This window comes from Thermosyntropha tengcongensis (genome assembly GCF_055381335.1).
In genome coordinates, this window is sequence record NZ_AP042437.1 from 1,762,316 (window position 1) to 1,774,131 (window position 11,816).

Genomic DNA, 11,816 nt, shown 5'->3' on the forward strand with positions numbered 1-11,816 from the left:
AAATCAAATTGACATATCTCTATTACAAATGTAATAATTTAATTACATAATGTAATAAAATTTGCATTTTACATCAAGGGGGAGAAGGATTTATGTTTGATTTTTTGATGACACCTGAACAGCTAAAATTGCGGGATGAGGTAAGAGAATTTGTAAAATCGATTCCCCGGGAATATATCCTGGATATGGACGCTGACAGGATAAAATACCCTAAAGATTTCATCCGGGAATGTGGAAAAAGGAACCTCATCGGCATAAGAGTCCCCAAAGAATACGGCGGCAGAGGCTTAAAATGGGTAGATGACGTGATGGTAGCCGAAGAAATATGCGTACCTGGCTATATTTTCGGCTGCACCTGGGGAGTTACCGGGGATGTAGTAACAGAAGCCATCGTACACTTCGGCACCGAAGAACAGAAAAAAAGGTTCCTGCCTCCTATCTGCAAAGGGGAAAAATTTGCTGCTGAATGTTTAACTGAACCGCGCGGGGGCTCTGATTTCTTCGGGGCAACTACGGTAGCCAGACGCGACGGAGACGACTTTATCCTGAATGGGCAAAAAAGATTTATTGTTGGCGGTGAAGGCGCCGACTATTTTCTGGTTTATGCCAAAACCGACCTTGATGCCCCTCCCCATAAAGGCATGACCTGTTTTATGGTGGAAAGGGAAATGGGAGTTAAGACCGAATACCTCTACGGGTTGATGGGATGCCGCGGCGGGGGAACTGCCAGGGTAGTCTTTGAAGATGTCCGGGTTCCCAAAGAAAATGTGATTGGAGAAGTTAACGGAGCTGCCCCCATATTTTATCAGATGATGGTTCCAGAAAGGCTGGGAACGGCTGCCATGACTATCGGAGCAGCCAGGCCGGCAGTAGAAATAGCGACTGATTATACTACCAAACGCAAAGCATTCGGCACCCAGATTAAAAACTTCCAGGCAGTAAGCTTTAAAGTGGCTGATGCCGTCCTCAAGCTGGACACCTGCCGCAGTGTGATATACACCACCGCTATTGCCGCTGATGATCCAAAGGTAAAAGCTTCCCGGGTAAGAAGGCTGGTATCCCAGTCCAAAAAATTTGTTACCGAACAATGCTGGGATGCTGTAAACCTGGCCATGCAGGTAATGGGCGGCATAGCCTATACCGATGTTTACCCGATTGAAAAAATCGTGCGCGACCTGAGGCTTTCCATGATATGGGTAGGCACCAATGAAATCATGACCCTTATAAGCCAGCATGAATGGTACAAAGAAAGAGCAGAAGAAATCAAAAACACCAATAAGCGCGACAGTGAAGCTGATGCCCTCAATGCCTTTGCCGAAGGGGAAAAGATTTACGAATAATTCCGCAAGCAGTAAACTTTTAAGGGGGAAGGGGTAAATGAATAAAAATAAAGTTAAAGATTTATATAAAAGCAAGCTTATGACTGCTGAAGAAGCGGTAAAGCTTATTCCGCAAAATTCCTTTATCGCAACCCCTTTAACTAACGGCCAGCCACCAAAGCTGATAAATGCCATGGCTCACTGCATGGCATCAGGTGAACTTAGAGGATGTGAGTTTTTAGGGTGCTTGAGCGTAAGATTTATGGATATTCACAAGCCCGAAATACTTGCCGAAATCAATAAATACAATACAATTGATGTCATGTACAGCGGTCCTATTGAAAGGTATTTCATAAACGAAGGCCTGTATTCTTTTGTCCCCCACCGCCTTTTTGACGGTCCCAAAATGGTAGAAGTTGCCAATATGAAAGCAGCACTTATCACTGTATCTCCCATGGATGAGCACGGCTTTTTCAGCACCGGCATCCATCCTGACTATATCTACGGCTTTATCCACCACAGTCCAGGATGCAAAATAATCGTCGAAGTAAATGAAAATATGCCCCGCACTTACGGCAACAACCATTTTCACATTTCTGAAATTGCAGCCGTAGTTGAAAATAATGAACCTCTAGTTTGCCTGCCCGAAATCCCGGTAAACGAAAAAGATGAGCTTATAGGGCAATATATAGCGGAATTGGTTCCTGACGGCGCATGTCTGCAGCTGGGAATCGGCACTATTCCCAATGCCGTCGCCCTCCATTTAAAAGATAAGAAGGACCTGGGAATCCATTCAGAAATGCTGTGCGACTCTATGGTTGACCTCTATGAACAGGGAGTGATAACCGGACGCAGGAAAAATTTCATGCCCCGCAAATGGGTAGCCTGCTTTGCCTTTGGCAGCCAGAAGCTTTACGATTTCGTACGGGAAAATCCCATGGTAGAAATGCACAGCTGTGAAATAACTAATGACCCTTATTACATCGGCCTTAATGACAATGTAATTTCTATAAATTCTACCCTGGAAGTTGATCTGGCCGGGCAGTGTGCCTCCGAAGCCATTGGAACCAAAGTCTATTCAGGAGCTGGAGGCCAGATGGACTTTGTTGAAGGAGCCTGGAGATCAAAAGGCGGCAAAGCTTTCCTGGCTTTGTATTCTACCTATGAAGACAAAACTACCGGAGAGCTGAAATCAAGAATAGTGCCTACTCTCACCCCAGGTGCCTATGTAACTACCACCCGCAATGATACCCAGTATGTGGTAACCGAATACGGGGTAGCCTATCTTAAAGGCTATAATATGAGAGATCGGGTAAAATCCCTGATAAGAATAGCCCACCCGGACTTTAGAGACTGGCTTACATTTGAAGCCAAAAAGCTTAACTATATTTAATCCATTATTAAGATACGGGAGGAAAACCTCCCTTTTTTTATGCTTAAAATTGAGTCAAACAGTAGGATTAAAACAAATAATAGACTATTATATAGATTAAAGGGGGCTTGAAGTCAGATGAGCTTTAAGGAAATCGGACGCAAAATACAAATGGCCCGGGAAGAGAAAGGGCTTACCCAGGAACAACTGGCCAAAGCTCTGGGATGTTCCCAATCAGCCCTTTCCAACTACGAAAAGGGTAAAAGGCGTCTCTATCTTTCGCATATGGAAAAACTTTCCGAAATCCTGGATAAGCCGCTGGAGTACTTTCTGGAATCTTCTTTGACTGGCAAAGATTTTACAAGCTCATCTATAAACAATACTGAACTTATTGAGAAAATAAACCTTCTGCTTAAAGAACTGGATGAAGAAAACCTCAGAGAACTCTTATGCTATATTGAATATCTACAATGGCGTAAAAAGGAGAGGCGATAGAGATGGATTTTAGCATTTCCCCGGAACAGATGGAACTAATAATGCTTATACGCGAAGAATTAGGAATCAAACTTAAAAAAATCCGCGAAAAATACCTTAACAAACCGGGTTTCAAAAAAGAAATATTATCTACCCTTGCCGAATATAATCTGGTTTGTCCCACTATCCCCAGAGAGTATGGAGGGCTGGGACTTAACCGTTCTACCACCGTCCTCATCATAGAAGAAATAGCTTCTTTTTTCCCGGATGCTGCAGCTATGATAGTAGCTACCATTCATGCGGTTGAACCCATAATGCTGGCCGGCAATGCAAAGCAAAAAGAATGTTTTTTGCCCTGGTTTACCGGTAAAAAAGCCGAACTGGCTTCTTTTGCCTTGACTGAACCTGAGGGGGGTTCCGACCTGGCGCAAATGCATACTATGGCCGCCAGAACTGACGAAGGCTTTATAATTAACGGAACCAAAGACTTTATCATAAACGCTGGAGTTTCCAGGCTCATAACCCTGGCTGCCTTCACGCAGAAGCCGGTAGATAAAATATGGCTCAGAATATTCCTGGTACCCTCTAACACTGATGGACTTAAAATAGGCCACAAATATAATACTTCCGGACTGGAATATCTTAATATATGCCGTTTAATATTTGAAAATGTTCTTCTCCCTCATGAATATGTGATCGAAGAAAGTAAACCGGGAAGCGGATATTTCCTGCTTACCCAAACTTTCGACCTGGGAAGGGTCATGGTAGCAGCAGCTTCCCTGGGAATTGCCAGGGCAGCTTACGAAGAAGCTCTCTTATTTGCAGAAAACAGAATACAATTTGGCTCCAAAATAAGAAACCATCAGGCAGTAGCTTTTGATCTGGCAGAAATGGCCACCAAACTGGAAATGGCCCGCCTGCTAACCTGGAAAGCCTCCTGGCTTATGGACCACGGCAGTGATTTTTCCATGCATTCTTCCATGGCTAAACTGGCTGCCAGTACCACAGCTCAGGAAATTACCTTAAAAGCTGCTGACATAATAGGAGCCAGAAGCTATGACAAAAATTCCTACATAGAACACCTGGTGCGGGATGCCAGGTCTCTTTCCACTCTGGAAGGCACCAACAATATACAAAAAATACTTATAGCTTCCCAGCTATAAGCTGAAGGAGAAAATACTATGGCCTTTATAATCGATGAAAATAAATGTTCCTCCTGTGGATTATGTGCTGATGTATGTCCATGTGAAGCCATAAGCCCTATTGGGGTTTATAAAATCGACCTGGATAAATGCATAGACTGCGGTGAATGTATGGACAGCTGCCCTTCCGATGCTATTTTTCAAACTGACTAGAAACCAGAATCTTTATGTAAATATTTTACATAAGGCAGCATAAAGCCTTATACCGTCGAATTATGCTTTTAAAATCGAGCTATAATGGTTTATATAAATTTATACTTTCAGACTGCCTTTAAAAAAAGGTAAGCCTGTTTGAATCCTGCGTAATTTCCTGATAAGATTAACAAGGCTTTGACAAATAAAATATTTTTTCACATGGTGCTTAATTTTAAAGCACCATTTTGTTTCTAGAAGGAGGGATTTGGTTATGATTAAAAACAGAAAATTTTCAGCTTATGGCTTGCTTATAATATGGTGCCTTTTAACTCTGGTAACTGCTGCTGGTTATATGGCTTCCCATATCGATAATGCCATGGCAGCAGAAGAATTCAAAAATGATAAGGCAGAAATCAAACAAATAGAAAAAAAACAAACAGAAAAAACAAAAGCAGAAGATAAACCTGAAACTGAAAAAGCAAAACAAGAAGAGCAAAAAACGATAACCATGGTAGCAACTGCTTATACTGCTGACCCGGCCGAAAACGGCCCGTGGGGTAATGTAGCATATGACGGCCAACCTTTAAGAAGAGGTATAGTAGCGGTTGACCCTGATGTTATCCCCATGGGAACCAGGCTTTACATTGAAGGCTACGGGGAAGCGATAGCAGCTGACCAGGGAAGCAAGATAAAAGGCAACCGTATTGACTTGTTCATGGATTCCAAAACCGAAGCCTATAACTGGGGCATGAGAACAGTAAAAGTCATTATTTTGGACTAAATTTTAAAGGGGGAATACCTTTATGGTATTCCCCCTCCTTTTATTATTCCCATTCTATGGTTCCCGGAGGTTTGCTGGTTATGTCATATACTACCCGGTTTACTCCTTTTACTTCATTTACTATCCTTCTTGCCATTATATCCAGCAATTCATAAGGCAAACGGGCAAATTCAGCCGTCATGGCATCATCGCTTACCACCGCCCGGATAATTATAGGATAGGCATAGGTACGGGCATCTCCCATAACTCCAACACTCTTGATAGGCGGAAGCACAGCAAAAGCCTGCCATAATTCCTGTTCCAGTCCAGCCTTCTTGATTTCTTCACGCACAATGGCATCCGCTTCTCTTAAAATTTCCAGCTTTTCTTTAGTAACTTCTTCCAGAACCCTTACTCCAAGCCCTGGTCCCGGGAAAGGCTGGCGCCACACGATTTCCCTGGGCAATCCTAACTTTTCCCCAATTAACCTTACTTCATCCTTAAACAGAAGCCTTAAGGGTTCCAAAAGCTCAAAATCCATATCCTCAGGCAGTCCGCCCACATTATGATGGCTCTTTATGGTATGGGCTGTTTTGGTACCGCTCTCAATTATATCAGGATATACCGTTCCCTGTACCAGATAATCTATTTCTCCCAGTTTAGCCTTTTCTTCTTCAAATACCCTGATAAATTCTTCACCAATAATCTTGCGTTTTCTCTCCGGGTCAGTTACTCCTGCCAATTTTTTCAAAAACCTTTCTTCAGCATCGACAAATATAAGATTCATGCCCATTTTATTTTTAAAGGTCTCTATTACCTGTTCAGCTTCCCCTTTGCGCAGAAGGCCGTTGTCAACAAATACGCACACCAGCTGGTCTCCTACTGCCTTATGCACCAGAGCAGCGGCTACAGAAGAATCAACCCCACCGCTTAAAGCACATAAAACCTTCTTGTCCCCTACTTTATTCTTTATTTCTTCAACACTCTCAGCTATGAAATCGCTTAAGTCCCAGTCGCCTTTAAGCCCGGCTACCTCAAAAAGAAAATTCCTCAATATCTCCATACCATAAACGGTATGCTTAACTTCCGGATGAAACTGTACCCCGTATAATTTTCTTTCCGGACAGCTCATGGCTGCTACCGGACAATGTTCGGTGCTGGCAGTAATCCGAAAACCTTCCGGCAAACGGTTTACCGAATCCCCGTGGCTCATCCAAACCTGCATTTCCCTGTCCAAGCCTTTAAACAGGGGATCATCTTCTTTTACCTTAAGATAGCTGCGCCCATATTCCCTTATAGTGCTTTCTCCCACTACTCCTCCCAGTTTATAGGCCATAAGCTGCATGCCATAACATATTCCCAGAACCGGGACTCCCAGTTCGAAAATGCGCGGATCACAGGAAGGAGCATCTTTTTCATGCACACTGGAAGGTCCTCCGGTTAAAATTATAGCATCCGGAGATTTGGCTTTAATCTCTTCCAGCGATATATCATAGGGAACCATCTCGCTGTATACTGATAATTCTCTTACCCGGCGGGCGATAAGCTGGTTATACTGTCCGCCAAAATCAAGAACCAAAACTAACTCTTTTTTCATTACTACACCTCTACTTCTGATAAACTGAAGGTTTTAAAATACATATTTCCGGAATGTTGCGGTATTTTTCCGCATAATCTATGCCATATCCCACAATAAACTCATCCGGGATAACAAAGCCTACATAATCGGCATCAATATCAGTTTTTCTCCTGGCCGGCTTGTCCAGGAGGCAGCAGGTTTTGACACTTCTAGGCTCTCTCTTTAACAAAAGGTCTTTTATATATTTAAGAGTAAGGCCGGTATCAATAATATCCTCTACTACCAGAACATCCTTGTCTTTTATGGAGTAATCAAGGTCTTTTAAAATACGCACTTCACCTGAAGAAACGGTAGACATGCCGTAACTGGAAACATCCATAAAATCCAGCTCTACCGGTATATCAATTTCCCTTATCAGGTCAGCCATAAAAACAAAAGCACCCTTCAGTATCCCCACCAGCAAAAGATCCTTGCCTGCATAATCCCGGCTAATCTGTTCAGCCAGTTCTTTTACCTTCTTGCTTATAGTTTCCTTATCATATAATATTTCTACATCATTCCGATTCAATTCTATCCCTCCTCTATATGAAGGATTATATCAACAACTTTCCTTTGGTGCAAATAATATTAAAAAATAGAATTGACCAGCCAAAAATAAGGCATTTTGATATAATAAATCCATAAACTAGAAGGAGTTCAGGACTGTCATGAAGAAAACCGCATTGAAAATTGAAAATGTAAGCAAAATTTATTATTCAGGAGAAATAACCGCTACGGCACTTAAAAATATCCATCTTGAAATCCCCGAAAATGAAATAGTAGTTATACTTGGCCCCAGCGGTTCAGGAAAAAGTACCCTTTTAAATATAATCGGAGGCATGGACCGCCCTTCTTCAGGGAGAATATTTTTTTACGATCTCGACTTGAGCAGGCTAAGTGATCAGGAATTGACCAGATACCGCCGAACCCAGACAGGCTTTGTTTTTCAGTTCTATAATCTCATCGCTGACCTTACCGCCCTGGAAAATGTAGAACTGGCTGCCAGTCTGGTCAAAAATCCTTTTTCCAGTTACCAGATACTAAAAAAAGTAGGCCTGGAAGATAGAAAAGACCATTTTCCTTCCCAGTTAAGCGGAGGTGAACAGCAAAGGGTAGCCATTGCCCGCGCCATAGTCAAAAAGCCCCGCCTGCTTTTGTGTGATGAACCTACCGGAGCTCTCGATCTTAGCACCGGTCAAAAAATTTTATCCCTCTTAAAAGAAATAAATGAAGAACTGGGTACTACTATCATCATAGTTACCCACAACTCTGCCATCAGCGCTATGGCCCACAGAATAGTACGTATGGGCAGCGGAAAAATACTAGAAATAACCGTTAACAAAAATCCTGTTCATCCGGAAAGGATTGAATGGTAATGTATATCCTTTTCAAAAAACTTTTGCGCACCATCTGGAAAACTAAAGGCCAGTTTCTGGCTATGGTAGCTATTGTAACCATAGGCATATCAGTATATATAGCTGTTGCCACCGGATTTCAAAATCTCACCAGATCCCGCGATCTTTTTTATCAGCGCAACGATTTTGCCGACTACTATTTTCAGGTGGTAAAAGCCCCGGAAGATATAACCAAACAAATCGAAAAGCTCCCGGAAATAAATAAAGCCTCAGGAAGAATCCAGCAGGATATCACTATTATAAAAAATGATAAAAGCCGGGCTACCGGAAGGCTTACCAGCTACAGCCTGCCCCTTGATGGTGAACTTAACCGTATTGAACTGCTTAAAGGACGTTTTTTTGAAAAAAATACTTCACCAAATAGAATAGAAGCTATGATTGACCCTCAATACCTGGCTGCCAACAGTCTAGCTTTAGGGGATAAAATAACCGCAGCAGCAGAAGACAGGCTGATAACCTTAACTATAACAGGAACTGCTACCGGGCCTGAATTTACCTATATTATAAAAGATGCAGCTACCCTTTTTCCCCAGCCTTACAACTTTGCCATTTTAATGCTGCCTACCTGCCAGGCACAAAAAATATTAAACCTTGACGGGCAAATAAACCAGGTACTGGTAAAATTTAATCCGGGGGCTGATGAAAAAAAAGCCGTCCAAAAAATCGAAAAAATCCTGGCTCCTTATGGCATTTTAAGCAGCTTTCCCCGCAGTCAGCAGTTAAGCCATGCCGTCCTGCAGGGAGAACTGGACGGACTTTTAACAACTTCCCGCTTTCTGCCTTTTTTATTTCTGATAACAGCTGCTGCCATCCAGTTCATTTTGTTAAACCGCATGATCAAAGGGCAGCATAAGGAAATAGGTATTTTGAAAGCTTTAGGATACAGCAACCGCAGCTTGATGCTGCATTTCAGCAGCTATACCCTGGCGGTAAGCATCATGGGAGCAATTTTGGGTATAATTCTGGGATTGGTATTCGCTTCTGCTATTTCCGATCTCTATGCTCAATTTTTTAATCTTCCCTATGCTATAGGAGGAATTAACCTGCAGGTTATAATATACAGCACCCTGTTAAGCCTGCTTATAGGTATAATAGCAGGATTTTCCGCTGCCTTCTCGGTCACCAAAATTAATCCAGCTGCATCAATGCGTCCCCAGCTGCCAGCTGTGAGCAGACATTCCCTTGTAGAGAAGTGGCCGTGGTTGTGGGAAAAATTGGGTGCTTCCCTTAAAATGACCCTGAGAACTATAAACCGCAACCGTATGCGCTTTTTCATAACCTCCCTGGGAACTGCCCTGGCCGTTTCCCTTCTTATAATTTCGTTTTTTATAAATGATTCCATAGACTATATGTTTGACCAGCATTTCAACCGGGAAATCAAATATGATTTGCTCATAAAATTTGCTTCTCCCGTAAGCATCAGCGAAATTAACAGCCTGGCTAATATAGACGGCATCACAAAAATAGAACCTTTCCTGGAAGTGCCGGTTAAAATCAAAGCAAAAAATAGAATAGAAAACGCTGTGCTGTCAGGGCTTCTGGAAAAAAGCTCCCTGGAAAACCCGGTTGACAAAAAAGGTTCTAAGATTGCCATCCCTGAAACAGGGATAATCATAGGGGAAAAGACTGCCCGCAAGCTTAATCTCGATATAGGAGAAACCGTAACAGTAGAACCTTTGCTCCCCTCCTGTAAAAACAGAGAAACCAGATTGAAAGTGCTGGGGATAAACCATCAGCTTATCGGAGGAAACTCTTTTGTCTCCATAAGCCAGGCCAACCAGATAATAGGAGAAGCCTTTCTTATTAACGGAGCCATGCTTAGAATCGATAAAAGCAAAACAGCATATATTACGGAAAAGCTTGGGGATATAACCGGAATAACATCTATAATAAGCCGGCAGAATGAAAAAGACAATATCATCAAAATGCTGGACAGCACTATATACTTCGTAGGTATAATGGCAGTATTTGCTGTCATACTGGGGTTTGCCATCATCTATAATACATCCATAATGAGTTTTACGGAACGCAGGCTGGAACTGGCCTCCCTGCAGGCTATGGGTTTTTTGAATCATGAGATTTCCAGCCTGATATTTAAAGAAACCTTTCTGCAGGCTGTTCCTGGCATAATTTTCGGACTGCCTTTAGGCCGTGCCATGGCTCATGCCTATATAAAAACAGTCAGCACCGACCTTTATTCCATGCCGGTAATAATTTATCCCTCTACCTATTTTCTGGCAGCAGTAGGCAGCATAATATTTATTATTATCGGCCACTATCTGGGTATACGCAGGTTAAAAAACCTGGCACCTGCTGAAATACTCAAGACTGTTGATTAAAAACATGGCGAGGGGAGAGGAAGCTAGTGCCCAAAAAATACTTTCTTATGTCAGGGATTATACTATGTATTATTATCCTGGCAAGTCTTGCTTTTTTTAGAAACCAGGGAATAGAAACCGAAACTATAGTCGTAAAAAAAGGCACTATAACAAAAACCATCGAAGATACAGGCATAATACAGCCGGCTCTGGAAAGTAAAATCTTTGCGGAACAAAACGGTACGATAAAAAATATAAGTGTGGAAATCGGCCAAAAAGCAGCTCCAGGACAGACTTTGTTTGTTATGGAAAACACGGATTTAAGCCTTAAAATCTCTGAAACCAGAGCTAATCTGCTGGCACTGGAAGCTAGCCTGGCGGCATCGGAAGGAGCTATAAAACAGGCTGAATTGGAGTTAAATGATGCCAGGATTAACCTGGAGCGCACAGCTGCTCTCTTTAAAGAAGGAGCAGTAAGCCAAACTAAGCTGGAAGAAGCGGAATCCCTGGTCAAAAAACTGGAAAACAGCTTGCAAAAAGAGCTGGCCTATCGGGATAACCTTTTTTGGCAAAAAAACGAGCTTTATAAAATAATAAAAGAATTGGAAAAAAAGCAGGACAATTTAATAATAAAAAGCCCTATAAAAGGAATCCTCATGGAAATAAATGTTAAAAAAGGCCAGCCTGTAAACACAGGCACCTTGCTGGCAGTGGTGGGAGACTCTGAAAATCTGGAAATAAAAGCAGATATACTGATTGATTACATGCCCCAAATAAAAATAGGCCAGGAGGTTATCATCACCTCTCCGGCTCTGGAAAATGCCAGGATTAAAGGCCAGGTTAAAAAAATCTATCCTAAAGCAGAAGAAAAAAAATCCGCCCTGGGAGTAGTTGAATACCGGGTTCCGGTCCTGATAAGCCTTAATGAAAAATCATATCTTAAACCTGGCTATAAAGTAGATATAGCCATCATAACCGAAGAGCACCGGCATGTACTCACTATTCCCCGGGAAGCAGTCCGCATCTTGAATAACAAGCCGGCAGTAATGAAAATAGTTGATGGGAAAATAAAATATCAGCCGATTGTTACGGGATTAGTCAGCGATGGGGACATAGAGGTAAAAAAAGGCCTGCATGAAAAAGATGTTATTGTGAAAAACGGAAGTTTGGACCTTAAGGAAGGCACGCGGGTTAAATAAAATA

11 protein-coding genes are annotated in these 11,816 nt (G+C 42.3%); 9 read left to right on the forward strand and 2 right to left on the reverse strand.

Annotated elements, in window-relative coordinates; translation table 11 throughout:
* The first annotated feature begins 92 nt into the window (after positions 1-92).
* From ACZ42E_RS08465 to ACZ42E_RS08490, 6 genes are all read left to right on the forward strand, one after another.
* Positions 93-1,340: an acyl-CoA dehydrogenase family protein gene (locus ACZ42E_RS08465; RefSeq protein ID WP_464891899.1), complete on the forward strand. Its 1,248-nt coding sequence runs from the start codon at positions 93-95 to the stop codon at positions 1,338-1,340.
* Between the two features lie 37 nt (positions 1,341-1,377).
* Positions 1,378-2,712 (forward strand): acetyl-CoA hydrolase/transferase family protein, encoded by a 1,335-nt coding sequence (locus ACZ42E_RS08470; RefSeq protein ID WP_464891900.1) that lies wholly within the window; start codon positions 1,378-1,380, stop codon positions 2,710-2,712.
* A gap of 117 nt (positions 2,713-2,829) precedes the next feature.
* Positions 2,830-3,186 carry a helix-turn-helix domain-containing protein gene (locus ACZ42E_RS08475; protein WP_464891901.1) on the forward strand — a complete coding sequence of 119 codons (357 nt, stop codon included), beginning with the start codon at positions 2,830-2,832 and terminating at the stop codon, positions 3,184-3,186.
* A 2-nt stretch (positions 3,187-3,188) separates the two neighbouring features.
* A complete protein-coding gene (locus tag ACZ42E_RS08480; protein ID WP_464891902.1) occupies positions 3,189-4,328 on the forward strand; it encodes an acyl-CoA dehydrogenase family protein in 1,140 nt (379 codons plus the stop codon).
* Between the two features lie 18 nt (positions 4,329-4,346).
* Complete coding sequence (locus ACZ42E_RS08485; protein WP_464891903.1) at positions 4,347-4,520, forward strand: DUF362 domain-containing protein; 174 nt, start codon at positions 4,347-4,349, stop codon at positions 4,518-4,520.
* A gap of 253 nt (positions 4,521-4,773) precedes the next feature.
* Positions 4,774-5,283, forward strand: coding sequence for a 3D domain-containing protein (locus tag ACZ42E_RS08490; RefSeq protein ID WP_464891904.1), 510 nt, complete (start codon positions 4,774-4,776; stop codon positions 5,281-5,283).
* Between the two features lie 43 nt (positions 5,284-5,326).
* Here ACZ42E_RS08490 and guaA read toward each other — a convergent pair whose 3' ends face one another.
* The gene (guaA, locus tag ACZ42E_RS08495) at positions 5,327-6,859 is read right to left on the reverse strand and encodes a glutamine-hydrolyzing GMP synthase (RefSeq protein WP_464891905.1); all 1,533 of its coding nucleotides are present in this window, start codon (positions 6,857-6,859) and stop codon (positions 5,327-5,329) included.
* Between the two features lie 10 nt (positions 6,860-6,869).
* The gene (gene hpt, locus ACZ42E_RS08500; protein WP_464891906.1) at positions 6,870-7,409 is read right to left on the reverse strand and encodes a hypoxanthine phosphoribosyltransferase; all 540 of its coding nucleotides are present in this window, start codon (positions 7,407-7,409) and stop codon (positions 6,870-6,872) included.
* Between the two features lie 139 nt (positions 7,410-7,548).
* Here hpt and ACZ42E_RS08505 point away from each other — a divergent pair, with 139 nt between their 5' ends.
* The 3 genes from ACZ42E_RS08505 to ACZ42E_RS08515 are packed head-to-tail and all read left to right on the forward strand — an operon-like array spanning position 7,549 to position 11,812.
* Positions 7,549-8,256 (forward strand): ABC transporter ATP-binding protein, encoded by a 708-nt coding sequence (locus ACZ42E_RS08505; RefSeq protein WP_464891907.1) that lies wholly within the window; start codon positions 7,549-7,551, stop codon positions 8,254-8,256.
* Positions 8,250-10,634, forward strand: coding sequence for an ABC transporter permease (locus ACZ42E_RS08510; RefSeq protein WP_464891908.1), 2,385 nt, complete (start codon positions 8,250-8,252; stop codon positions 10,632-10,634). The genes ACZ42E_RS08505 and ACZ42E_RS08510 overlap by 7 nt, the downstream gene beginning before the upstream one ends.
* Positions 10,635-10,681: 47 nt before the next feature.
* Entirely contained in the window at positions 10,682-11,812 is a 1,131-nt protein-coding gene (locus tag ACZ42E_RS08515; protein ID WP_464891909.1) for an efflux RND transporter periplasmic adaptor subunit, read from the forward strand.
* Positions 11,813-11,816: the final 4 nt, after the last annotated feature.